This is a genomic window from Rhodobacter sp. NSM, from assembly GCF_052244495.1.
GTDB lineage: Bacteria > Pseudomonadota > Alphaproteobacteria > Rhodobacterales > Rhodobacteraceae > Cereibacter_A.
This window is the reverse complement of record NZ_JBQPXH010000001.1, coordinates 431,321-454,942: the sequence shown is the minus strand read 5'-3', so window position 1 is coordinate 454,942 and position 23,622 is coordinate 431,321. Positions and strand designations below refer to the sequence as shown.

General features: G+C 66.1%; 15 protein-coding genes and 1 pseudogene. 9 read left to right on the top strand and 7 right to left on the bottom strand.

Annotation, left to right across the window (positions count from 1 at the left end; genetic code table 11):
• Nucleotides 1–74 precede the first annotated feature (74 nt).
• Nucleotides 75–848 (bottom strand): AraC family transcriptional regulator, encoded by a 774-nt coding sequence (locus tag ACTVZP_RS02100; protein ID WP_443210424.1) that lies wholly within the window; start codon nucleotides 846–848, stop codon nucleotides 75–77.
• Nucleotides 849–931: 83 nt separating this feature from the next.
• Between ACTVZP_RS02100 and ACTVZP_RS02095 the strand changes: the two genes are divergently transcribed.
• Nucleotides 932–1,849: an NADP-dependent oxidoreductase gene (locus ACTVZP_RS02095; RefSeq protein WP_443210423.1), complete on the top strand. Its 918-nt coding sequence runs from the start codon at nucleotides 932–934 to the stop codon at nucleotides 1,847–1,849.
• A 114-nt stretch (nucleotides 1,850–1,963) separates the two neighbouring features.
• Here ACTVZP_RS02095 and ACTVZP_RS02090 read toward each other — a convergent pair.
• The 3 genes and pseudogenes from ACTVZP_RS02090 to ACTVZP_RS02080 all read right to left on the bottom strand — a co-directional run.
• A pseudogene (locus tag ACTVZP_RS02090) lies at nucleotides 1,964–2,163 on the bottom strand (IS5/IS1182 family transposase); the annotation flags it as partial.
• A gap of 286 nt (nucleotides 2,164–2,449) precedes the next feature.
• A complete protein-coding gene (locus tag ACTVZP_RS02085) occupies nucleotides 2,450–4,564 on the bottom strand; it encodes a methyl-accepting chemotaxis protein (RefSeq protein WP_443210422.1) in 2,115 nt (704 codons plus the stop codon).
• A 594-nt stretch (nucleotides 4,565–5,158) separates the two neighbouring features.
• Complete coding sequence (locus tag ACTVZP_RS02080; RefSeq protein WP_443210421.1) at nucleotides 5,159–6,169, bottom strand: LysR family transcriptional regulator; 1,011 nt, start codon at nucleotides 6,167–6,169, stop codon at nucleotides 5,159–5,161.
• A 30-nt stretch (nucleotides 6,170–6,199) separates the two neighbouring features.
• Between ACTVZP_RS02080 and ACTVZP_RS02075 the strand changes: the two genes are divergently transcribed.
• The 5 genes from ACTVZP_RS02075 (at nucleotide 6,200) to ACTVZP_RS02055 (ending at nucleotide 14,585) form a co-directional block, all read left to right on the top strand.
• Nucleotides 6,200–7,279 carry a 4-oxalomesaconate tautomerase gene (locus tag ACTVZP_RS02075; RefSeq protein ID WP_443210420.1) on the top strand — a complete coding sequence of 360 codons (1,080 nt, stop codon included), beginning with the start codon at nucleotides 6,200–6,202 and terminating at the stop codon, nucleotides 7,277–7,279.
• 33 nt (nucleotides 7,280–7,312) lie between these two features.
• Entirely contained in the window at nucleotides 7,313–8,398 is a 1,086-nt protein-coding gene (locus tag ACTVZP_RS02070) for a Bug family tripartite tricarboxylate transporter substrate binding protein (protein WP_443210419.1), read from the top strand.
• Between the two features lie 53 nt (nucleotides 8,399–8,451).
• Nucleotides 8,452–10,398 carry a tripartite tricarboxylate transporter permease gene (locus tag ACTVZP_RS02065; protein ID WP_443210418.1) on the top strand — a complete coding sequence of 649 codons (1,947 nt, stop codon included), beginning with the start codon at nucleotides 8,452–8,454 and terminating at the stop codon, nucleotides 10,396–10,398.
• 177 nt (nucleotides 10,399–10,575) lie between these two features.
• Nucleotides 10,576–11,859 (top strand): ATP citrate lyase citrate-binding domain-containing protein, encoded by a 1,284-nt coding sequence (locus ACTVZP_RS02060; RefSeq protein WP_443210417.1) that lies wholly within the window; start codon nucleotides 10,576–10,578, stop codon nucleotides 11,857–11,859.
• 14 nt (nucleotides 11,860–11,873) lie between these two features.
• Nucleotides 11,874–14,585 (top strand): hypothetical protein, encoded by a 2,712-nt coding sequence (locus ACTVZP_RS02055; RefSeq protein ID WP_443210415.1) that lies wholly within the window; start codon nucleotides 11,874–11,876, stop codon nucleotides 14,583–14,585.
• 756 nt (nucleotides 14,586–15,341) lie between these two features.
• On the opposite strand, the gene ACTVZP_RS02050 is transcribed toward ACTVZP_RS02055, so the two are convergent.
• Nucleotides 15,342–15,836, bottom strand: a complete 495-nt coding sequence (locus tag ACTVZP_RS02050; RefSeq protein WP_443210414.1) for a cell wall hydrolase — start codon at nucleotides 15,834–15,836, stop codon at nucleotides 15,342–15,344.
• Nucleotides 15,837–16,183: 347 nt separating this feature from the next.
• A complete protein-coding gene (locus tag ACTVZP_RS02045; RefSeq protein WP_443210413.1) occupies nucleotides 16,184–19,840 on the bottom strand; it encodes a vitamin B12-dependent ribonucleotide reductase in 3,657 nt (1,218 codons plus the stop codon).
• A 589-nt stretch (nucleotides 19,841–20,429) separates the two neighbouring features.
• Here ACTVZP_RS02045 and ACTVZP_RS02040 point away from each other — a divergent pair.
• Genes ACTVZP_RS02040 through eno form a run of 3 tightly spaced genes read left to right on the top strand, consistent with a single transcriptional unit; the run spans nucleotide 20,430 to nucleotide 23,098 of the window.
• Nucleotides 20,430–20,843 carry a Fur family transcriptional regulator gene (locus ACTVZP_RS02040; protein ID WP_443210412.1) on the top strand — a complete coding sequence of 138 codons (414 nt, stop codon included), beginning with the start codon at nucleotides 20,430–20,432 and terminating at the stop codon, nucleotides 20,841–20,843.
• A gap of 56 nt (nucleotides 20,844–20,899) precedes the next feature.
• Nucleotides 20,900–21,784, top strand: coding sequence for a DMT family transporter (locus tag ACTVZP_RS02035; RefSeq protein ID WP_443210411.1), 885 nt, complete (start codon nucleotides 20,900–20,902; stop codon nucleotides 21,782–21,784).
• Between the two features lie 36 nt (nucleotides 21,785–21,820).
• Nucleotides 21,821–23,098 carry a phosphopyruvate hydratase gene (eno, locus tag ACTVZP_RS02030; protein WP_443210410.1) on the top strand — a complete coding sequence of 426 codons (1,278 nt, stop codon included), beginning with the start codon at nucleotides 21,821–21,823 and terminating at the stop codon, nucleotides 23,096–23,098.
• A 98-nt stretch (nucleotides 23,099–23,196) separates the two neighbouring features.
• Here eno and ACTVZP_RS02025 read toward each other — a convergent pair whose 3' ends face one another.
• A complete protein-coding gene (locus ACTVZP_RS02025) occupies nucleotides 23,197–23,352 on the bottom strand; it encodes a lasso RiPP family leader peptide-containing protein (protein WP_443210409.1) in 156 nt (51 codons plus the stop codon).
• Between the last annotated feature and the right edge of the window lie 270 nt (nucleotides 23,353–23,622).

Sequence of the window (23,622 nt, the reverse complement as noted above, 5' to 3'; positions counted from 1 at the left end):
TGCAGCTTGAGCGTCGGGGGCGGTCACATCATCAGAGCCTGTCGGACACCCCAGGGCGGCCTGACCGTGATCCTTCACCGGACGTTCTCATGGCGCTGGAACGACGCGAGAAACTCGCTCGGCGTCTGGGACATGACTTGCCGGAACGCATGAGAAAACGCCGCGGTGCTCGCGAAGCCGGTGTCCCGAGCGACCTGCGAAATGGGCCTGCCGCGCCCGAGTTCGGGAACCGCCCAGAGGATGCGGGCGCGTTGGCGCCAGGCCTTTAATGTCATCCCGGTCTCATCCGGAAACCGCCGGCTTGCCGTGCGCACTGAGGTGGCGGCGCGCGAGGCCAGGGTCTCGAGAGACAGGTCGTTGCGATGGTCGGCAAGAGCGATCTCGGCCAGCCGCAGCCCGACCTCGCTTGCCGGCATCGGCAGGTAGCTTGGGGCCTGCTCGATGGCCCGCAGCTCATGCAGCACCAGCCTGAGCATGATCTCGCCCCGCTCGGATGCAAGGTCGGTCCGAGCGAGGGCATCGAGCAGGCTGCGCAAGAGCGGCGAGACGGCGGACACGAAATCCCCTGCGGGAAAGTCGTCCGGTATCGCGGCGCTCAGCGCGGCAGGGGGCCACAGCACGACGAGAAGCTCGGCATCGGTCATGATGTCCAGCCGGTGCGGCATGCCCGGCGGCACCCAGGCCGCCAATTGTGGCGGCAGCAGCCAGACGCCGCCTTCGGTCCGCAACTGGGCCATGCCCGAGGCCACGAAAGTCAGCTGCGCCTGGTCATGTGCATGGTCAGGCAGCGCCTCGGCGCGCCGTTTGCGAGTTCTGTGCAGCGTAACGCCAGGCGTCGAGAATGGCATTTCAGCGATGCCTGTTGGCCACATATCGATGAAAGAAACTGATACCACCTCCGGAAACGGATCCCAAGCGAAAGGTCTCAGACATGCTTACGGCACTCGTAAACGACTACGGCTCCAACAGCGTCGTGCAGCTTGTCGAGGTGGACCGCCCGGACCCGCAACCTGATGAAGTGCTCGTCCGGGTCATTGCCGCAGGGGTCAATCCGATCGACTGGAAGATCCGCAGCGGCGCCGGCGCCCGGTTGGGGATGACGCTTCCCATCCGGCTGGGCAGCGAATTCGTCGGCGTGGTCGAAAAGACCGGAGCCAACGTTGCGGATTTCGCGACCGGGGACGAGGTCTTCGGGATGGTCAAGACCGGCGCTTTCTCGGAATACCTGACCGTCGCCGCGGCGGATATCGCTCGCAAGCCTGCGGGACTCGACGCGGAAGAGGCGGCCGCGCTTCCTCTGGCCGGCACCACGGCGTGGCAGGCGATGTTCGGCGAGGCGGGCCTCGGCGAGGGCCAGCGCCTGTTGATCACCGGCGCGTCCGGCGGCGTGGGGTCGCTCGCGGTTCAGTTTGCCAAGTCGGCCGGGGCGCATGTCACTGCCGCCTGCTCCACCCGCAACATCGAGTTCGTTCGCGGCCTCGGTGCCGATGAGGTCGTCGACTACACCGCGAGCCGCATCGAAAATGTCGTCCGGGGCATGGACGTGGTGCTCGACACGGTCGGGGCCGAGACGTTCCAGCATGCCTTCGCAACGCTGCGCCGGGGCGGCGCGATGGTGACCGTGGTGGCCTTCCCCGAGGGAGATGAGGCCGAACGCCATGGCGTCACGGTGAAGCGCTCGTTTACGGTTCCGAATGCGAGCACCCTCGCGCGCATCAGCGCACTTGTAGCAGCCGGCAAGGTCTCGCCCCATGTCGAGCGGACATTTCGGCTCGCTGAGGTCAAGCAGGCCCTGGACCTGTCTGAAGCCGGCCGCACGCGCGGGAAGATCGTTCTGTCGATGCCGTGACCTTGTCGAACAGGCACCAGCGTCCCGGATGGCTGGGACATGGCGAAAGGGTATCCGGGGGCTCTGTCGCACAAACCGGGTGACAGGCGGACCTCCCCTTCCCCCCGGACAGACTTATCCTCCGGCTTCCGGGATGGGTGTGCCGAGCGCAGTCTGGCCGTTCAGGACCGCAACGCGGACTGGAACTCGGCGACCTGACGGTCGAAGTCGCGGGCGGACCTGCCTTGGCCGAGGAGTTTGACACAGCTCATTCTGGTCCCTGCACGGCTTCGGCGGTGGTATCCGCTCCATCGTCGCCAGTTGGTCCGGCCGAGGCATTCGAGCAGGTGCAACGGGCCGTCAGACCCGTGGCAGTGATATTGACCTCGGTCAGTGGGCCAACGACCGAACCCGGCTGGCAAAGGAGACGATGGTGGCATCTTCGGACGCAGGCGTATCGCTCCATCTGGAGGTTTTGGCGGGCTTCAGCACCCGCCACGATACGCCCCCATCACGCAGTTTCGGCCGTAGCTGAGTCAAGGGCAACGCGACGCTCAGGCTGTTTTCCTTCGAGATACGCCGAGGTTTTAGACAGAAGCGTCGCGATGACTGTCGTCCTTGTCACGCTGCCCGATGATTGTCGTCGTAGTCACGCGGCCCCTCGTCCGACTGGCTGGCAACCGCGTGGATATGCCGGCGGTGAGTTTCTCTGTTGTCACTGAAGGATTCGGTGGTCTGGAGCGTAAAGTAACCGGCCCGCTCGTTCAGCATCGCGGCCTGCGACGACAGCTCTGTGGCGGTGGATGCCACTTCGTCGGAGGCGCCGGCATTCCGCCGTGTGACCTCATCCAGCTTCTGGATGGCTTGCCGGATCTGCTCGGAACCGGTTTGCTGTTCGCGACAGGAAGACGAGATTTCGCCGACCAGCGCTGCGGTGCGCTGGATGTCGGGCACAAGTTCTTCCAGCATGCGCCCAGCCTGCTCAGCGATGGTCAGCGTCGAGCGGGAAAGATCGCCGATCTCGGTCGAAGACTGCTGGGACCGCTCCGCGAGTTTGCGCACTTCGGCGGCAACCACTGCGAAGCCGGCCCCATGGCTGCCCGCACGGGCCGCCTCGATCGCGGCATTGAGCGCCAGAAGGTCGGTCTGCCGCGCAATCTCCTGAACGAACTCGATCCTCTCGGCGATGGCGCGCATGGCCTCGACCGAATTGGCGACCGCGCGTCCGCTGTTCTCGGCATTGGTGCTCGCCTGATCGGCAATCGCTTCGGTCTGCGAGGCGTTTTCAGCGATCTGCCGGATATTGGCGGTCATTTCCTCGATCGTGGCAGAGACCTCTTCCGTGGAGGCGGCCTGGTCCGCCGAACCCTGGCTCAGCTGCGTGGCCATGGACGAAGCCTGCTGCGAGCCGCTCGCAACCCGATCCGAACTGGAGATCACGTCTCCGACGATCTGGCGCAGGTTCAGCGTCATCGCTGCCATTGCCCGCGTCAGGTCGCCGATCTCGTCGCGGCGACCGTCATCGGGAATAACGGTGTCCAGTCGCCCGTCAGCCAGTTGCTGCATGGCCTGCGTCATCGACCGGATCGGCCGCGCCACCGTCCGGGCGACAAACCACATCGCAACCACGCCCGCTGCCGCAATCACGATCCCGAAGACGACCTGAAGGACAACGTCGGACCGGTTCCGTTCCGCAATCGCCGCGGTGAGTGCCGTCGCTTCCGCCAGAACGACCGATCGGGGCACCTCGATGATGACGGACCACGGGGTTTCCGTGCGACCGATCACGATGGGCGAGAGCGCCGTGAAAACCTCGGGGCTTGCGTCAACGGTCTCGCGGCCCGATTGGATCGACGGCAGGAAACCCGCAGCATCGGGCCGAATCGTGTCATAGGGCTGACCTACGGCTTCGGGATGCTCGCTGGAGGCGACCACCAATCCCTTGTAGCTGATGATCGCGACCGAGGCCTGGCCACCGTAGATCGAGGCTTTCACCTCTTCCGCCAGCTTCTGCACGAAGGTGAGGTCGAAATCGGCGCCTGCAACACCTGCGAACTTGCCGTCGATGGTGATCGGAACCGACATGGTCGCGAGGTAGACCGACTTGCCCTGCACGATGTAGGGCAGCGGGTCGAGGATGCTCTCGCCGCGGCCGTCGTGGGGGCCGATATACCATCCGCCCTTCATCACACCATTCGGGTGAAGGGCCGTGCTGTCGTATTCGACGAGCGGCTGGACCGCCAGCTTGCCATCGGCGCCGCGCGTCCAGTAGGGCAGGAACCGGCCAGTCGCGTCCGAACCCACATCCGTCCGGTTCCGGTACAGCATGTCCTGGCCGTCGATCGCGTTCGGCTCCCACGCGCTGTAGGTGCCGTTGAACCGGGGATTATCCTTCAGGACGTTGAGCAGGATCGCATTGAACTGGGACCGAAGCGCGCTTCCCGGCGCAAGCGTGTTCCCGGCGCGCGCCGTCGATACCTCGAACATGCGCGCCATGTTGCGGGCGGCATCGAAGGCCGAGTCGAGCGGCGCCTTGATCTGCGATGCCTGAGCGAAAGCGAGCGTTCTGAGACGCTCCTCGGCGCTGGCCTCCATCATGCTGTCCAGGGTCTCGCCGACGAAAGCCTTGCTGCCTTCGGCGGAGTAGATGCTGTAGCCCATGAGCGACATGCTGGCGGCCACGACACAGACGCCGGCTAGCAGGGAGATCTTGAACTGGATCGACTTCAGGCGCACTGGTCTCGCTCCTGTTTTGCTGCGGCGCCATTCGCATCCAAAGTGCCGTGATGGGCTTTCTCGAGACGGTCGCGCTTGTCAGACGGATTGATCGGAAGCCCTTCACGGGCGATGATTTCTCAAGGACAGGTCAGATTGCTCCGGCCTGAGGGTTCGAACACTGTATCAGCATCGCTTCATTGACCCGTTAACGGCCTTTCGCGACAGGCGCATAGAGTAAGCCGTCGATATCTTTCGGGTTGGTGACGCGCATTGGGGTGACGGCGAAGGATAATGGGCGGTAAGCCGCCCCGCCTCACGGCGTTGACTGGGGGCGGCCGCGTCCTGCCGACCTTGTCTGACCGGGCGCCGAAGGGGGCGGATTGCTGCCCGATGCAGGTGCCGCGTCGGGTCCGCGAAACTGTGATCGGCCATTCGCTGCTGTTTCGGAAAGGCCCACCGAGGCGCATGAAGCGACTTCGCAATCCCTCCGCGGGACAGGAGTGCGAGAGTGGGCTCAGACCGTCACTGGAATAGGCAGGTCGTTGACATGCAGGGGTGCGACCTCCGCAACCGGCCATCGTCGCATGTCGCGACGAAAACCCGGGGGGCCGCTCAAGGTCTGCCGCTGAACGGATCTGCGTCGATCGGGCTTTCGCGCCAACGGCTCAGCAGCATTTGATAGAATTGCTCTGCCGCGGGTGCGCGGCGCGATCCGGGCACACGTACCACCCCCACGGTTCTTGTCACGCGCGGGTCGATCAAGGGAATGGTGACGATCGAGGGGTGCGGTCCTGCTGGCAACGCCATTCGCGGCAGGGCCGCCACACCCAATCCTGCCTCGACCAGACCGAGCGATGTGGACAGGTGCTGCACCTCGAAGAAGGACCGCGGGCGGACGTTCGCCCGTGAGAGCGCAAGATCCATGATCAGGCGGTTGCCGCTGGTCCGCCCTACCGTGATGAAGCGGTGATCGGCAAGCTCCGCCCAGGAGACGGAGGCGCGGCTGGCCAGCGGGTGATCCCGCCGGCAGGCCAGCAGGAACGGCTCTTCGATCAGCGGGTCGAAGGTCACGTCGGGATCGTCGGCGCCCAGTAGCGTGATGCCGAAATCGACTTCCCGGTTCAAAACGCTCTGTAGCACCTCGTTCGCCCCCGCATCCACGATGCGGAAGCGGATCGCCGGGAAATCCGCGGTGAAGGCGCTGATGACGTCGGGCAGGAAGTAGTAGGCGGCGGTCGGGACGCAGGCGATGCTGACGAGGCCGGAGCGGCGCTCGGCGATCTCGCGCACCGACAGGAGCGAGGTCTCAAGATCATCCAGCAACCTGCGGGCGCGAGGCAGAAAATCGCGCCCCACGGCTGTCAGCGAGACGCGTCGGGTCGTCCGCTCGAGCAAGGAGACGCCGAGCGTCATCTCGAGTTTCTGAATGCGCCGCGTCAGCGCGGGCTGCGACAGGTGGATGCTGTCCGCGGCGGCACGGAAGCTCTGCATCTCTGCCGTGGCAACGAAGGCCCGCAGATCCTCGAGATCGATATTCATGCATAACACGCAATTATAATTCCGATAAATGCATTTCACACAATCCTCTGTCGGTGGCAAGTCTTTCGCCAACCGCAAGGCCATCGTGCCTCGCATCTCAAGAAGGCACCCATCATGCGAAGAATTCCCTGCGTCCTGATGCGTGGCGGCACGTCGCGCGGCCCGTTCTTCCTGGCGAACGATCTGCCGACGGATCCGGCGGAGCGCGATGCCCTGCTGATCTCGGCCATGGGGTCCGGGCACCCGCTGCAGATCGACGGGATCGGTGGCGGCAATCCCCTGACCAGCAAGGTCGCCATCGTCGGGCCGAGCAGGCGGCAGGATGCGGATGTCGACTATCTCTTCGCGCAGGTGAACGTGGAGCGCGCGCTGGTCGATACCGCGCCCAACTGCGGCAACATGCTGGCCGCTGTCGGCCCCTTCGCGATCGAGCAGGGGCTTGTGCCCGCGGCCGATCCGGTCACGCGGCTGACGATCTACAACGTGAACACCGGCAAGCGGATCGAGGCCACCGTCCAGACCCCCGGCGGCAAGGTCGATTACGAAGGCGATACCGAGATCGCAGGCGTTCCCGGAACGGCGGCCCCGGTGAAGCTGGCCTTTCTCGATGCGGCCGGCTCGAAGACGGGAAAGCTGCTGCCGACCGGAGCCGCCTGCGACCGGATCGACGGCGTGGAGGTGACCCTTTACGACATGGCCGTGGCCGCAGTGCTGGCGGATGCCGCGAGTTTCGGCAAGACGGGGCGCGAGGCGCCCGCCGACCTCGACGGCGATCGTGCCGTCATGGAGCGGCTGGAAGTTCTGCGGCGCGCGTGCGGCCGGCGCATGGGCCTGGGCGACGTCTCGCAGATGGTCATCCCGAAGCCCATCCTGCTCGGCCCGCCCTCGACGGGCGCGACGATCTCGGCGCGCTACTTCATGCCCCATTCCTGCCACACGGCGGTGGCGATCACCGGCGCGGTCTGCATTGCATCAGCCTGTTGCACGCCGGGGACCGTCGCGCACCGGCTGGCGCAATTGCCGGAACCGGATGCGGAAGGGCGAAGAATGCTGATCATCGAACACCCGTCGGGGCGGACGCCGGTCGAGATCGAGCAGGACCCCGAGACCGGCCTCATCGGCCGGGCCATGGTCATCCGCACGGCACGAAGATTGTTCGACGGATACGTCCATGTCCGCGACCATGTCGCCTGAGAACCCAGACAGATCATCGAGGAGGAGACCCGGATGAAGTTCTTGACCACCCCCCTGCGTGCAGCCCTGCTGTGCGCCACGACTGCCCTGACGATCCCTCAGGCCGTAACAGCCCAGGATTTTGCCGGCGAGACCGTCGAATGGACGATCCCCTTCGGCGTGGGCGGCGGCACCGACGTCTGGGCGCGCTTCTTCGCGCCGCAGTTGTCGCAGGCCCTGCCGGGACAGCCCAATGTCGTCGTGCTGAACGTGCCCGGCGGCGGCTCGATCACCGGGGCCAACCAGTTCGCGGCCCGCGCCAGCAGCGACGGGCTGTCGATCCTCGGAACCTCGGCCTCGACGCAGTATCCGGCGATCCTGGGCGATCCGCGCGTCCGCTACGACTATGCCGACTGGACGGCGGTTCTGGCCTCGCCCACCGGCGGCGTCGTCTATGCCGACCCGAAGTATGGCGTCACCGGACCCGAGGGACTTGAGACGCTGAAGGCCGAGGAGATCCGGTTCGCGAGCCAGGGCGCGACGGCGCTCGAGATGCCGGTTCTTCTGGCAATGAAGATGATGGGGCTGAACATCCGCCCGGTCTTCGGCATGGAAAGCCGCGGTGCGGGGCGTCTGGCCTTCGAACGTGGCGAAGCAGGAATCGATTTCCAGACCACCTCGGCCTATCTCGCCAGCGTGAAGCCGCTGGTCGAGAGCGGCAAGGCGGTGCCGCTCTTCTCGATGGGCGTGGTGGATGCCGAGGGCAATGTCAGCCGCGACCCGTCGTTCCCGGACCTGCCGACCTTCGTCGAGTTCTACACCGAAGCCACCGGCGCCGCCCCCGAGGGTGAGGCCTTCGAGGCCTGGAAGGCGCTGATGATCGCGGGCTATTCGCTGCAGAAGATGGTCGTGCTTCCCAAGGACGCGCCCTCCGAGGTGATTGCCGCCTATGCCGAGGCGGCACGCCAGATCGTCGAGGCGCCGGACTTCCGCGAGCGTGCCGGCGATGAGATCGGCATCTATGACCAGCTTGTCGGCGAGGAGGCCGACGCTGCCCTCAAGGTCGCCCTGACCGTCGATCCGGCCATCCGCACCTTCCTGACCACCTGGCTGTCCGAGGACTACGGCGTCCGCTTCTGAAATCCCGGCGGGGCTCATGCCCCGCCGCACAGCATGTGGGGGAGGAGACCACCATGTTCGAAGCCGCCCTTTCGGCGCTGGGTCAGGTCATGACGGCCGGGCACCTCGTATTCCTTGTCATCGGCGTCCTCGTGGGACTTGTCGTGGGCATCCTGCCCGGGCTGGGCGGCATTGCCGGCATGGCCATCCTGTTGCCCTTCCTTTACGGAATGGAACCCACGGCAGCCCTTGGGATGCTGATCGGCATGGTGGCCGTGATTCCCACCGGGGACACCTTTACCTCGGTGATGATGGGCATTCCCGGATCAAGTGCCAGTCAGGCGACGGTGCTCGACGGCTTCCCCATGGCGAAACGCGGCGAGGCCGCCCGTGCCCTGTCGGCCGCCTTCACGAGTTCACTCATCGGCGGACTCATCGGCGCGCTGGTATTGTCGGTTGCGATCGTGATGGCGCGGCCGCTGGTCCTGTCCTTTTCCTCGGCCGAACTGTTCATGCTGACCCTGTTCGGCCTCTCGATGGTCGCGGTCTTGTCGGGGCGCAGCCTGACCAAGGGAATTGCCGCCGCGGGACTGGGTCTCATCATAGGCACGATCGGCACTGCGCCCGCGACGGGCGAGGCGCGCATGACCTTCGGCATCGACTACCTCTATGACGGGGTGCCGCTGGTGGTCGTCGCGATGGGCCTCTTTGCCATCCCCGAGATCATCGACCTGCTGAAGCGCGGCACCGCGATCTCGGACAGCACGCCTCTGGGAGGCGGCTGGATGCGCGGGATGCGGGACGTGCTGGGCCACCCGTGGCTGGTCGCGCGATGCGCGAGCCTCGGCTGCGTGATCGGTGCCTTGCCCGGCCTCGGCGGTGCTGTGGTGGACTGGATCGCCTACAGCCATGTGGTACAGACCAGCAAGGACAGGAGCCGCTTCGGCAAGGGTGACGTGCGCGGCGTGATTGCGCCTGAGTCTGCCAACAACGCCTGCCAGGGCGGGGCGCTGATCCCCACGCTTCTCTTCGGCGTTCCCGGCTCGGGGTCGATGGCGGTCTTTCTGGGGGGTATGGTGCTTCTGGGGATTCAGCCCGGCGTCACCATGGTCGAGACCCGGCTGGACCTGACCTACACGATCATCTGGTCGCTGGCTCTTGCCAACGTCGTCGGCGCAGGCCTCTGCGTGCTGATGGCGCGACAGGTCGCGCGGCTGACCCAGGTGCCGTTTACGATCCTCGCCCCCTTCATGGTGATGATCGCCATGTTCGCCGCCTTCCAGGCCTCGCGCTCGATGGCCGATCTGGTGGCGCTGATCCTGATGGGTGCCGTCGGCATCTACATGCGGCGCTTCGGCTGGCCGCGTCCGGCGCTGCTGATCGGCTTCGTGCTGGCTCCGGGGGCAGAGGGCTATCTCTACCAGGCCGTCCAGTTCTACGGTGCGGAATGGATGCTGAGACCGGGCGTCATCATCATCGCGGTCATCACCGTGGTCTCCGTCTTTCTCGGGCTGCGCTACGGGTCTGGCGTCTCCAGCGAAGGCGACAGCGATGTGGCGGACCAGAAGACACGCGGCCGGCAGATGGTCTTTGCAGGCCTTCTGGTGGTGGCTGCCGTGTTCTGCCTCGCAGAGAGCCTCGGCCTCACCTTCCTTGGCATGATGTTCCCCCTGACCATCGGCATCCTGGCGCTGCTCGGAGCCCTGGGCGTGGTGATCAGCATCCACCGGGGCCGGGTGGCCGAGATCCACGACGACGACGCCAGCGCCGCGATCGCCGGCGAATGGTCGGGGCGGGAGGTCTATCTGGCGGTGTTCGGTACGGTGGTCGGCCTTGTCTGGCTGATCGGCTTCGTGCCGGCCATGGCGATCTTCTTCCCGGCCTTCCTGATCGTTGCGGGCAAGGTGCGCCCTCTGCAGGCGGCCCTGCTGACGATCGGCGCGGTGGGCTTCATCAGCGGCATCACCTGGGCGATGACGCTGCGCCTGCCTCAGGGGATCATCCCGCCGCTGCTGTTCTAGTCTCGGGGATGAAAACGCGAGGGGCGGGCCCGTTCGCCCCCGCAGTTCCGCCGGATGCGCCCATCGAGTGAACCTCCGGCCTTCATTGCGGACCAGACGACGGCCCTGCCCCGCTGGCCCGTCCGACCCGCCTCCACGCAATCGAAACCCGACGCATAACGCAAGGATCGACCCGCCATGGAACTGAACGGCCTCCTTCACGGCGCTCGCCTGCTCTCCCACGTGGATTTTCCGACATCCGAGGTGCTCGGCCCGGATGCCAGCGAAGACCAGATCCAGGACCTGATCGCCCGCCACGGGCTGATCTTCGTCAAACCCGTATTCCGGGGCGGCGTCGGCAAGAAGGGCAAGGCCGGGCTGATCGGAAAGGCGCGTTCGCTGAAGGAGGCGCTGGCGGAAAAGGAACGGCTCTACTTCTGCGAGCACCGCCACGGCAATGCCTGCGCCAAGGCGAACGGCGTCACCTTCGAGGCAGGTGTGCCCGCCGAGCATGAAGTGTATTTCTCGATCACCGACAACACGACCTTCCGGGCGCCGACGATGACGCTGACGCACCGGGGCGGCATGGACATCGAGGATCTGCCGAAGTCGGATGTGGCGGTCGTGCCGTTCGAGGCGCTGACCGGATTGAAGGCCTTCGTCGTGGCCAACGCGCTCAGCGACATCGGCGCGCCGCGGGAGATCATCTCGCCCCTGGTGCAGCACCTGCCGAAGCTCTGGGAACTGGTCCACCACTACGGAATGACCACGCTGGAGCTGAACCCGATCCGCATGCGACCCGGCGCGGGCGGGCGGCTGATGCCAGTGGCCTGCGACTTCAAATGCGGCTTCGACCGGGACGATCCCCGCGTGTCGCGGCTCGGGCTGCCAGACCAGCTGTTCGCCGCCGACATCTCCGCCTTCGAGCAGGAAGTGAACCAGCTGCGCACCCATCAAGGCCAGTCCGACGTCTTCGTCATCAACGAGAAGGGCACGATCCTCGCGCCGACCTTCGGCGGCGGCGCGAACAGCCTTGTGACGGAGGTGCTGGGAGAAGCCGCGATCATCTCCTCGGACTTCGGCGGCAACCCGCCCTACGAGAAGATGAAGGCGGTCGGCGCGATCTGCTATCGGCACTTCCTCGAACAGACCAACGTGCTCTTCATCATCGGCGGCAAGTCGAACAACACGGACATCCTCGAGACCTTCCGGGGCATGGGCGACGCGCTGCGCGAGCACTTCGCCGCGCACGGGCCGACGCCGCTCTATGTCGTCGTCGGCCGCGGCGGGCCGAACCTCGTGCGCGGCATGGGCAACCTTGCCGAAACGCTCGAGTCGCTCGGCCTTCCCTATCGCTTCTTCGGCTTCGACAGCGCGATCTCGGAAGTGGTGAACTACGCAAAGAAGGTCGATGCGTGGATGCGCGCCGGCGGCCGCGCCGAGATTGCAGCCTCGCTCGGCCTCAAATCCACAGCGGCATGACGGAGGAACGGACCATGCATCGTCAAGGCATCCAGGGGCTTCCCTACTACCTCGGCATCCGGTCGCTGGCCGAAGTCGCCACCGCCGACGACCGGGTCGTCGTCCTCAACATCGCGGGTGGCGAAAGCCGGCAGGTCACGCCGACGAGCCACGCCTTCTCCGGCAGCAATGTCGTCTTCGGCACCTCGCCCGGCCGCGCCGGACAGGTGCTGAAGACGGCGGCCGGCGACATCCCGATCTACAACAACGTGCGCGAGGGGCTGGATGCCGGACACAGCTTCAACACGGGTGTCGTCTACCTTCCGCCGTCCGGCGTGCGCGACGGCGTGGCCGAACTGGTGCGGGTCAACCCCCGACTGCGGAAGATCGTGATCATCACCGAGAAGATCGCCGTCCATGACGCAAGGGAAATCCGGGCGATGGCGCAGGCGAACGGCGTCGACGTCATCGGCGGCAACTGCCTCGGTGTGGCCGACAGCTGGAACCGCATCCGCATCGGGGGCGCGCTCGGCGGGGATCATCCGGAGGAATCGCTGATCAAGGGCTCGATCGCGATCTTCTCCAACTCGGGCGGCTTCACCACCACCATCGCGCAGTACCTCGGCACCGCCGGCTGGGGGACGACGACGCTGATCTCGAGCGGCAAGGACCTCTACATCCACTATGCCTGCCCGGACTTTGCCCGCGCCTTCGCGGCAGACGACCGGTCCGCGGCCGCGGTGCTCTATGTCGAACCCGGCGGCTACTACGAGCAGGACATCGAATGGACGAAGCCGGTGGTCGCCTGCGTCGTCGGGCGGTGGAAGTCGAAACTGACACGCGCGGTCGGCCATGCCGGGGCGATGGCCGGCTCCGGCGACCGGGCCGAGGACAAGGAGCGCTGGTTCATGGAGGCGTTCGGGGTGGAGTCGATCTTCACGCCCGACAATCCCGAGGTGTCACGCAAGGGTGCGGTCGTCACCAATATTGCCGACATCCCCGCAGCCCTGACCGCGGTGATGGACCTGAACGCGGTCGGGCCGGACTTCGCCCCGCGAGGCAATCTTGCGCTGAAGCCGTGGCTTGCCAACGATCAGGGCCTGCGCCTTCCGTCCGAGATCTCTCTGCCGCTGGTCACGGCGCCCGAGCCCTATGCCGCGCAGATCGCAACACTCGGGCAGCAGATCGGCGCCGTCGTCGCGCGGCAGATGATGAAGGACAAGTCGGGTGCGTCGGTCATGGACCCCGGGACCCAGGTGACAAGCGTCCACGGCCACGACGTGCTCGACCTCGCGCTGCAGCCGCTCGAGGCCTGTTTCGCGCTGCCGCTGGTTCACGAGATCGCCGACAGGAACGACCGGGCCTTGCTCGACGTGGCAGTGGCGTCAGAGGTCAACCTCGTCGGTGACCCGATCCTTGTTGCGGCCGACGCCGCGCGAGAGGCGGGCAATGCGCCAAACGCGGTGATGGCTACTGCTGCGCTGATCATCGGGCCGAAGCGGGTCGAAAGGACACTGGCCTGCACGCGGGCGCTGATCGACCTCTTCGCCCTTTCCGGCCTCAAGGACGGGCGTGACGAGGCCTTCGACATGAGCCGTATCGCGATCGATCCGGAGGTCCGCGCCCTGTTCCTGGCGACTGACGCGGAGGCCGACGATCCACGCCCCGAAGCGATGCTGAGGGCCATCGAGGCCCGCGGCGGCAAGTCTGCCTTCCTGAAATTCCTCGGAACCCTTGATGGCCGGCTCTCGCGCGATGCGATCCTTGCGGCGATCGCGACGACGATCTCCTGGGGGCCGCTGATGCGGAAGCGGATCACCCGGCTGACCGCCGAGACGCTGCCGTGGTATCTCCGGCTCTACGGCGTCATGGTCGGGGCAACGATCCCGGGCGAGCACCACCGGCCCGGCTCGCTCCGTGGCATCCCGCGCGACGAGCGCTTCGGCCAGTGGACGATGGCCGACCTCTGCTTCCTCGCGATAACCGGCAAGAAGCCGAGCCCGGAGGAGGCGCTGCCGCTGCAGATCCTCGTCGGGCTGCTCGTCTCGAACGGGCCGGGCTCGATCTCGGGCCAGGGGGCCAAGGGCGCGGTCTCGGCCGACGGGCCGCAGACGCCGGGGCGGGTGCAGATCAACAAGGCGATGGCCGGGTTCCTGACCCACTGCGGCTACAGCCACGGCGGCAACGGGTTCGAGGGGATGGCCCTCCTGCTGGACCAGTTCCGGGACAAGGGGCTGAAGGATCCCGCCGACCCCGCCCACGGCATCGACCTGAAGGCGATGGCGACCGAGTTCGCCAGGGCGTACCGCCGCGAGAAGAAGGCTGCCAAGGAACTGGGTGCGGAGCTGCGGGCCCTCCCCGGTGTCCATCACCCGGTCTTCAAGGGCAAGCCGGTCAACATCGACCCGCGCGAGCGCTTCGTGGCCGACTACATGCAGCAAACCGGCCGCTACAACGTCTTTCACGCCTTCTATCGCGAGCTGGTGCAGGCACTCTACGAACAGGGCGCGTCCCCTTACGTATTCTGCGTCAACGTGGACGCCGTCATTGCGGCACTTCTGCTCGCACTGCTCTGGCCCGACTACCAGTCCGGCCGGCTGACGGACCGGGACCTTGAGACGGCCGCCTTCACGGTCTTCCTCTACGGACGGATGATCGGATCGGCGGCGGAGATCGACGATCACCTGAACCGCGGCCGCAACATGGATACGCGCACCCCGGCCTCGGCCTGCGGGTTCGTCGTCTGATCCGGGCCGGGCAGGTTTGCTGCAGACGCCAGGCGATCGCACCGTGCAGCCGTCGACCGACGCGGAGTTGACCCGGGACGACGTCTGCAGACCGGGGAGAGGTCAGATGGCTCCCGCGCTCGACCGCGCCGTGCGGAGCGCGCGGTGCAGCCGATCATGGGAGAGGCCGACAGGTTGCTCCTTCAACTGCCGCTGAGGGTTGGAGGCGCAATCATGTCGCCAGCGTGCCCCACGCAGGCAACTCGTCACTTCGGCCGGGACCGCATGAGCAGTGCTGCCGTGCCGTAGGATCGCTCTCCGTCCTCCACGCAGGTAACGGCCAATCCTGCAGAGTTCACGAGGGGCCGCCCGAACGTGATCCACACCTCATCTGCCGCATATGCACTCGTCCGCTGTATCAGCCCTTGCCCCTCGTCCCGGTCCTTCGGACCGGGACGACAGACGGAAAAGAGCTGAAAGCGCCTCTCGCTGGGACGCGCTCGACTGGACGCTTCGGAGGTCGACGCCGGGAGAGTCAACCGTCCGGTCAGGACCGACGTGGTCTCCGCCAATGCGCCGAGGTGCAGCCCGATTGCTTTATGCGCATCCCCGCCAATCGGTCCATGGTTCTGATCGGCGGCTGTCGCATGTTTGTGCAGGTTCAGCCCGGCGGCGCTGTCACGTCTGGCGTGTGGAAGATGGTTCGAGGTTGAGCCGCCTTCGAACACCTTCCCACCAGCCGCATGTGACTGCCGAACGGCAGCCCCTCAGAACCGTTCACCAGCCTCGCCAACCCGTGATGCCCTCTATCGGCTGGGGTGGAACGGGCTGTGTCACGAGGTAGTTCTTGCGCTTCTCGTAGAAGGCGTTGCCGCCCGCCACGAGGACGTAGTGCATGTTGTCGTAGGGGAACCGATGACCGGCGGTATGGAAGAACATCGCGTTGCCAATCATCGGATGGCGTTCGCCTTTCAGGACGGAGCGGGCGGTCTCGCGCACCAGCGGCAAAGACCGCGAGTCCATCCGGCGGGACATGATGCCGGGGGCGAACTGGCCCCGCTGGCCGACGACGCCGCAGACGGACCTCGGGTACTGGCCGGACTCGACACGGTTCATCACCACGCTGCCCACGGCGACCATCCCGTCGCGGCTGGAGCGATTGGATTCAAAATACATCGCCCGCTCCATGCACTCCTGCGGAGAGCGGCCGCAGGCCCCGAGCAGCAGGCCCGCCACGAGACCGGCGAGGAGCGTGGTCCGGTTGAGGTTCATCGCGATATCCTGGTTGAGTAATCCGATCCTGCGGCGCCACCGGCGAACCAGGCTGAAGCGCCTTGCCTTCCCGCGATCTCCCGAGTCCTGACCTGCCGCAGGCGAGGGTCAGGCCGGGTCCGCTCATCTCCCGGGTTCAAGCGCATCCTTTCGCCTCTGGAAATGCGGGGCGCGGATCCCATCCGGAACTTCACCAACCATCTCAGACACTTCCGTGGCACCACCCAGGCTGTGGGCTTCCGAATTCAGGGCAGGCAACCCGCTTGGGACAGACTTTACCCCCCAAACCGGGACAAACTTGCCCGATTTGGGAGGAACTTTCGCCGGAGCGACACACCTCAATCCCCTCAGCTGCAGCCGCTGGTGCCGCCGCAGGTGTTGCACTTCATGCAGGTGCCGTTGCGGACCAGTGTGTAGTTGCCGCATTCGCCGCAGGGGTCGCCTTCGTAGCCCTGCATCTTGGCCTTCGTCCGCGCATCCATCGTCACGGTCCCGGAGGTCAGCGCCGTCGCGGTGCGGGTTTCGCCGATCGCGCCCTTGAACGGAACCGTGTCGAAGCCGACCGCCATGCCGCCCTGAAGCACCGTCAGCTCCTGCGGCAGGCGCTTGCGGAGGTAGCCGGTGGAACTGATCTGCTTCAGCACCTCAAGGCTGCGCGAGGCGGCGGCCTCGGAGACTTCGGTCACGTTGGAGGTCTTGCCCTCCTCGTGGCCGCCGCCGAGGTCGTCGAAGCTCGCCCCCTTCGGCGCCACATGGGCGAGGTCGGTGCGGTCGAGATAGGACACGGCCAGTTCGCGGAAGATGTAGTCGAGGATCGAGGTCGCGTTCTTGATCGAATCGTTGCCCTGCACCATGCCGGCGGGCTCGAACTTGGTGAAGGTGAAGGCGTCGACGAACTCCTCGAGCGGCACGCCATATTGCAGGCCGACCGAGACCGCGATGGCGAAGTTGTTCATCATCGCCCGGAAGCCCGCGCCTTCCTTGTGCATGTCGATGAAGATCTCGCCGAGGCTGCCGTCCTTGTACTCACCAGTCCGCAGATAGACCTTGTGGCCGCCCACGATGGCCTTCTGGGTGTAGCCCTTGCGACGCTCCGGCAGCTTCTCGCGGTGGCTGCGGACGATCTCCTTGACGATCACCTTCTCGACGATCTTCTCGGCCAGCACGATGGCCTTTTCCTGGATCGAGCCGGTGGCGAGGATCTCTTCGGCCTCCTCGTCGTCCTCGACCAGCGCCGCCGCCAGCGGCTGCGACAGCTTCGAGCCGTCGCGGTAGAGCGCGTTGGCCTTGATCCCCAGCGAATGGCTGAGCTCGTAGGCCGCCAGCGTTTCGGCGATGGTGGCCGAGTTCGGCATGTTGATGGTCTTGGAGATCGCGCCCGAGATGAAGCTCTGCGCAGCGGCCATCATGTGAATGTGGCTTTCGACCGACAGGTAGCGCTTGCCGGTCTTGCCGCAGGGGTTGGCGCAGTCGAAGACCGACAGGTGCTCGGCCTTCAGGTGTGGCGCGCCTTCCAGCGTCATCGTCCCGCAGACATGGTCGTTCGCCGCCTCGATCTGCGCGCGGGTGAAGCCCAGGTGACGCAGGAGGTCGAAGCCCGGATCGGCCAGCTTGTCGGCCGGGATGCCGAGCGCGCCCTTGCAGAAGTCCTCGCCCAGCGTCCACTGGTTGAAGACGAAGCGGATGTCGAAGGCCGAGGGCAGCGCGGCTTCGACCTTCTCGATCTCGCGCGCGCCGAAGCCGTGGCCGACCAGCGACGCATGGCTGATCGCCGCGCAGTTTGCCAGCGTTCCGTGGCCCACGGCATAGGCCACGATCTGCGCGACTTGGGCCGAGCTGTAGCCCAGCGTCTCGAGCGCCGCGGGAACCGAGCGGTTGATGATCTTGAAGTAGCCGCCGCCCGCGAGCTTCTTGAATTTCACCAGCGCGAAGTCGGGCTCGATCCCGGTGGTGTCGCAGTCCATGACAAGGCCGATGGTGCCGGTCGGCGCGATCACGGTGACCTGCGCGTTGCGGAAGCCGTGGGCCTCGCCCAGAGCCAGCGCCTCGTCCCAGGCCGATTTCGCCATCGCGACGAGACGGGCGTCGGGGCAGTTCACCTGATCCAGCGGCACCGGCGCCACGTTCACCGCCTCGTACCCTGTCGCAGCCCCGTGGGCCGCGGTGCGGTGGTTGCGGATCACCCGCAGCATGTGCTGCGCGTTGCGGTTGTAGCCCGCGAAGGCGCCCAGTTCCGAGGCCATCTCGGCAGAGGTCGCATAGGCCACGCCGGTCATGATCGCCGACAGGGCCCCGCAGAGCGCCCTGCCCTCTTTCGAGTCGTAGCCCAGCCCCATGTTCATCAGCAGCCCACCGATGTTGGCATAGCCAAGGCCCAGCGTGCGGAAGTCATAGGACAGCTGCGCGATTTCCTTCGACGGGAACTGCGCCATCAGCACGCTGATCTCCAGCGTCACGGTCCAGAGCCGGGTGGCGTGGACATAGGCATCGGCGTCGAACCGGCCCGCTTCGTAGAAGGTCAGCAGGTTCATCGACGCCAGGTTGCAGGCGGTGTCGTCGAGGAACATGTATTCCGAACAGGGGTTCGATCCGCGGATCGGCCCGTCCTCGGGGCAGGTGTGCCAGGCGTTCACCGTGTCGTGGAACTGGATGCCCGGGTCGGCGCAGGCCCAGGCGGCGTGACCCACCTGATCCCACAACTCGCGCGCCTTCACCGTCTTGGCCACCTTGCCATCGGTGCGGCGCAGGAGCGCCCAGTCGGCATCGTCGCGCACGGCCTTCAGGAAGGCGTCGGTCACGCGGACGGAGTTGTTCGAGTTCTGGCCCGAGACGGTGATGTAGGCCTCGGAATCCCAATCCGTATCGTAGGTCGGGAACTCGATGGCGGTGAATCCCTGCCGCGCGTATTGCAGCACGCGGTTGATGTAGGTCTCGGGGATCATCGCCTTCTTGGCGGCGCGGATCGCGGTCTTGAGCCCTGCGTTCTTCGTCGGGTCGGTGGCGTCTTCCACAGCGCCGTCCCAGGCCTTGATCGCGTCGAAGATCTCGTTCAGCTTCGCTTCGTGGGTCTTGGAACCCGCGACCAGCGAGGCGACCTTCTGTTCCTCGATGACCTTCCAGTTGATGAACTGCTCGATGTCGGGGTGATCCATGTCGCAGATCACCATCTTGGCCGCGCGCCGGGTCGTGCCACCCGACTTGATCGCGCCCGCCGCCCGGTCGCCGATCTTCAGGAAGCCCATGAGGCCCGAGGACTTGCCACCGCCCGACAGTTTCTCGCCCTCGCCGCGGAGCGACGAGAAGTTGGTGCCGGTGCCCGAGCCGTATTTGAACAGCCGCGCCTCGCGCACCCAGAGGTCCATGATGCCGCCTTCGTTCACCAGATCGTCCGAGACCGACTGGATGAAGCAGGCATGCGGCTGGGGGTGTTCATAGGCACTGTCCGACTTCACCAGCTTGCCCGTCGCATGATCGACGTAGAAGTGGCCCTGCGACGGGCCATCGATGCCATAGGCCCAGTGCAGCCCGGTGTTGAACCACTGCGGGCTGTTGGGCGCCGCCATCTGGCGGGCCAGCATGTGGCGCATCTCGTCGTAATAGGCGCGGGCGTCGGCCTCGTCGCTGAAGTAGCCGCCCTTCCAGCCCCAGTAGGCCCAGGCGCCCGCCAGCCGGTCGAAGACCTGCCGCGCCGAGGTCTCGCCGCCGAAGCGCTCGCCCTCGGGCAGCGTCGCCAGCGCCGCCTCGTCGGGCACCGAGCGCCAGAGGAAGTCCGGAACCCCCTTCTCCTTCACCCGCTTGAGGCGTGCGGGGACGCCTGCCTTGCGGAAGTACTTCTGGGCGAGCACGTCCGAGGCGACCTGGCTCCAGCCTTCGGGCACCTCGACCTGATCGTTGCGGAAGACGACGGTGCCGTCCGGGTTCCGGATCTCGGAAACCGTGGTCGTGAAGGCTACTCCGCCATAGGCGCCGCCTTCAGCCGTCGTGAACTTCCGCTCGATCTTCATCTCGCCTCTCCGTCTCTTGTCCCTCGCGAGGCTCTGGCCCCGTCGTTGATCTTCCCGTCGCCCGCAGAAAGCCGCGGCCCACCTGCGGGATGCAGGTCGGATTGGCAGGTCCGGCGATCGGTCTGTCGGTGGTCATCAGCGCGGAGCCTACCACATCTGGTGGTGCCGCACCTTGTATCGTCAAATTGTCGTAAACCCGCCGCGTCGGCAACGGAAATATTCGCGCGAGCTACGAGATATTGTGCTTGACTGACTTGCCAGTCCCACCGGTGGTGTAAGTCAGGAGGCTGTGGGCAGCCATGTGGATAATCCCGGGGCTTCCGGAGGAGAACGCACGAAAGCGTCGTGCCGACAGCAGGTTGCCGGCATGGGCTCCGGATGGGGATGAACGGCGGAGGCGCGAGTCGCGATTCTTCAAGCCACGGAAATGCCCCAATTTTCCCCGGACATAGGGGCAGGCCGAGAACCGATCGGCAGGAAAGCCGCGCCCCGTGATTCCCGGCCCGCCGAAGGGCAGGAAACCGCTGGCAGAGAGGCGGTCGATCGCATAAATCTGCCGCTGAGACCGGCCCCGGAACCGGAGTATTGCATGCAGGATTCGATCATCGCCCGCTGCGAGGCCAAGGGCCTTCGCATGACCGAACAGCGCCGCACCATCGCGCGGGTGATCGGGGAATCCGCCGACCACCCCGATGTCGAGGAGCTTCATGCGCGCGCCTCTGCCGTCGATCCCGGCATCTCGATCGCCACCGTCTACCGCACGGTGAAGCTCTTCGAGGAGGCGGGAATCCTCGAGCGGCTGGAGTTCGGCGACGGCCGATCGCGCTACGAGGATGCCGAACGCGACCACCACGACCACCTGATCGACGTGACGACCGGTGAGGTGATCGAGTTCGTCGACCCCGACATCGAGGCGCTGCAGGAGAAGATTGCTGCCCGCCTCGGCTTCCGCCTCGTCGGGCATCGCTTCGAACTCTTCGGGACGCCGCTGAAGAAGGGCTGAAGGCCGCACGGGCGGGCGCAGACATCCGGGACCAGATCCCTAGACCAGGAAAAGACATGGAAAACGTGCGCGGCATCGTGATGATGGTCGTCTCGATGGCGGGTTTCGCCATGGAGGACATGTTCGTGAAACTGTCGGCAGCCGACATGCCGACCGGGCAGATCCTGCTGTTCCTCGGGGCATTCGGCGCGCCCCTGTTCTGGGCGCTGGCGCGGCGCGAGGGCAAGGCGGTGCTTTCGCGCGAGGTTCTGGCCGCACCGATCCTCTGGCGCAACCTCGGCGAGATGGTGGGCACGGCGGGCTTCGTCACCTCGCTGGCGCTGGCGCCGCTGTCGAGCGTCTCGGCCATCCTGCAGGCCACGCCGCTCGCCGTCACCTTCGGCGCGGCGCTGGTGCTGGGGGAACGGGTCGGCTGGCGCCGCTGGACTGCGATCGCGGTGGGGTTTCTCGGCGTGATGGTGGTGATCCGTCCGGGCGCCGAGTCCTTCGATCTGGCTTCGCTCTGGGCGGTCGTGGGCGTGATCGGGCTGGCGGGGCGCGACCTTGCGACGCGCCGCGTCCCGGCCTCGACCTCGAGCATGCAGATCGGTGCCTGGGCCTTCCTGACGGTGGCGGTGGTGGGCGCGGGAATGCTGGCGGTGGGCGGCGGCGCGGTGTGGCCCTCGGCGGGGCAGCTGGCTCTTCTGATCGGTGCGCTGGGGTTTGGCTTTGCCGGCTACTGGGCGCTGATCCTGGCCACGCGGGCGGGCGATGTTTCGGCAATTGTGCCCTTCCGCTACACGCGGCTGGTCTTCGCCATGCTGATCGGTTTCCTTGTCTTCCACGAACGGCCGGATGCCTGGATGCTGGGCGGGGCGACGCTGATCATCGGCTCGGGTCTCTACAGCTTCATGCGCGAACAGCGGCTTCGCCGTCTTTCCTTGCGGCAAGCCGCAGAGTAAGAAGCCGCAAACCCACGGCAACGCAAGGGACAGATTATGAGCACGATCATCGACATCCACGCCCGCGAGATCCTCGACAGCCGCGGCAATCCCACCGTCGAGGTGGACGTCACGCTGGAAAGCGGCGCCTTCGGCCGCGCCGCCGTGCCCTCGGGCGCCTCGACGGGCGCGCATGAGGCGGTCGAGAAGCGCGACGGCGACAAGTCGCGCTACATGGGCAAGGGTGTCCTCGAGGCGGTGGCGGCCGTCAACGGCGAGATTGCCGAGATGCTGGTGGGCTTCGATGCGACCGAGCAGGTCGGCATCGACCGCACCATGATCGAGATGGACGGCACGCCCAACAAGGGCCGCCTCGGCGCCAACGCCATCCTCGGCGTGTCGCTCGCCTGCGCCAAGGCCGCGGCCGAGTTCACCAACCAGCCGCTCTACCGCTACGTGGGCGGCTCCTCGGCCCGCGTGCTGCCGGTGCCGATGATGAACATCATCAACGGCGGCGAACATGCCGACAACCCGATCGACATCCAGGAATTCATGATCATGCCGGTCGCCGCGAAGACCGTGCGCGACGCGATCCGCATGGGTTCCGAGGTGTTCCACACGCTGAAGAAGGAGCTTTCGGCGGGCGGCTTCAACACCGGGATCGGAGACGAGGGCGGCTTTGCACCGAACATCTCCTCGACCCGCGAGGCGCTGGACTACATTCTGAAGTCCATCGAGAAGGCGGGCTACAAGCCGGGCGAGGACATCTACCTCGCGCTCGACTGCGCCTCGACCGAATACTTCAAGGGCGGCAAGTACGAGATGAAGGGCGAGGGCAAGTCGCTCACCTCGGCCGAAAATGTGGACTACCTCGCGGCCCTCTGTGCAGACTACCCGATCATCTCGATCGAGGACGGCTGTGCCGAGGACGACTGGGACGGCTGGAAGCTGCTGACCGACAAGCTGGGCGCCAAGGTGCAGCTGGTGGGCGACGACCTCTTCGTGACCAACCCCAAGCGGCTCGAACAGGGCATCAAGGCGGGCGTCGCGAACTCGATGCTGGTCAAGGTGAACCAGATCGGCTCGCTGACCGAGACGCTGATGGCCGTCGATATGGCCCACCGTGCGCGCTACACCAACGTGATGTCGCACCGCTCGGGCGAGACCGAGGATGCCACCATCGCCGACCTCGCCGTCGCCACCAACTGCGGCCAGATCAAGACCGGCTCGCTGTCGCGCTCGGACCGTCTGGCGAAATACAACCAGCTGATCCGCATCGAGGAGATGCTGGGCGAAACGGCCGAATACGCCGGGCGCTCGATCCTCAAGGCCTGAGGCCGCACATCCCACTCGCGCCGCCCCCCTTGGGTCGCGGCGCGGAATCAAAAACGGCCCGGCTGCCATGGCGGCCGGGCCGTTTCGTCTGCGCGGGATCAGGAGAAGGTGTAGTCACCCGGATCGTGCGGGCGATGCGGGCGGCCCGGACCACGTCCGCGGCGACCGCCGTGGGTCATTTCCTCCAGCGTCCCATGCACGCGCAGCACCGGCGCCTCATAAGTCTCGGTCTCGACCTGAAAGTCTTTTTCCAATTCCAGTCTCCTCGATATGTCCGCCACTCTCCTGGCCCCTTCGATGCTTGATGGCGAGGGCGCGGCTGTCAACGGTTTCGGCCGTATCATGCTGAAAGCGCTGGACTTTACAATCGCACGGAAAGCGGGCTTCAACCTCGCGGGGCAAAAGCAATCGGGATCCGACTGCGTCCTCCGGCCCGGGAACGGCCCATGCGGCGGGCTTGCCAGCGATGCGGCGAGCATGTTCCATCCGCAGAAAGAGGCCCTTCGCCAACCCGCAGGAGACGC